The 920-nt window shown below is 40.9% G+C and carries 2 protein-coding genes; both read right to left on the reverse strand.

Going from position 1 to position 920, the window contains the following annotated elements; genetic code table 11:
* Positions 1 to 5: 5 nt before the first annotated feature.
* On the reverse strand, positions 6 to 530 hold the full coding sequence (locus AAEY87_RS13820) for an IS630 family transposase (RefSeq protein WP_149031835.1): 525 nt from the start codon (positions 528 to 530) through the stop codon (positions 6 to 8).
* Positions 499 to 855: an IS630 transposase-related protein gene (locus tag AAEY87_RS13825; RefSeq protein WP_350657583.1), complete on the reverse strand. Its 357-nt coding sequence runs from the start codon at positions 853 to 855 to the stop codon at positions 499 to 501. Before AAEY87_RS13825 ends, AAEY87_RS13820 begins: the two co-directional genes overlap by 32 nt.
* Positions 856 to 920: the final 65 nt, after the last annotated feature.

The following is a 920-nucleotide window of genomic DNA, read 5'->3' on the forward strand; positions in this document are numbered from 1 at the left end:
TATAGTCAGTTCAAAATAAAAATGTTATGCCTTGGACAAATATCATAAAACAATTTGGATAAGTCATTTTGCATCCAACCTTGGCGTAGAAACTTCACTTGAGCCCATTTCTTTTCGATAGGGTTTAGGTCTGGGCTGTACGGCGGCAACCAAAGAATACGATGCCCGTGCCTGTTTAGTAGCTTTTGAATGCGTTTGCTCTTATGAAATCTGGCGTTATCCATCACAATCACGCATTTGGTTTTAAGACTTGGGATTAGCTTGTGTTTGCACCAGTGATAGAAGACGATGCTGTTGATGTTTGTCTCAAAGTAATCAAGCGCAAACAGCATCTTTTCATACAGAGCACCAATAACGTTGGTTCGCTTTTTACCTTGCCAGTTGTAGCTATCGATACAAGGCTTACCGATCGGCGCATAGCCATGAGAGCGGATGGTCTCGTGCTCAAAGCCGCTTTCATCCATATAGACAATGGGATAGCCTTGCTGCGTAAAGCTATCAAGCTTTCCCTGATACGCCGCTCTTTTTATTGGGCAAGCTTTTGGATGCTCTAAGGTCTTTTTTTTGACTGATGCCTAGGCGCTTTAGGGCATGATAAATACCTGTTTTACTACAATTTAAACGATGTGCTCGCTCATACTGGTAATCATCAGGATGTTCTTTGACATCATTAAGTAGCACGTCATCTGGTATTTTATAGGGTTTGGTTTGCCTGATTGTTTTGCTATGAACACGTCTCTTCCAGTTTTGTATGGTGGTTGGGCTGAGATTATAGAACTCAGCCGCCCCGGCAATGGTCATACCCTCGTCTAAGCTTTTTAGTACTTGTTTGCGAAAATCTAGTGAGTAAGTCATGGTCTTTATGATAACAATTAGGTTTAATAATTAGTTTATAACACTTTTAAATGGGTTTGGCTATA

Source organism: Psychrobacter sp. S1-30-MNA-CIBAN-0213, from assembly GCF_040309845.1.
In the GTDB taxonomy this organism is placed as follows: Bacteria; Pseudomonadota; Gammaproteobacteria; order Pseudomonadales; family Moraxellaceae; genus Psychrobacter.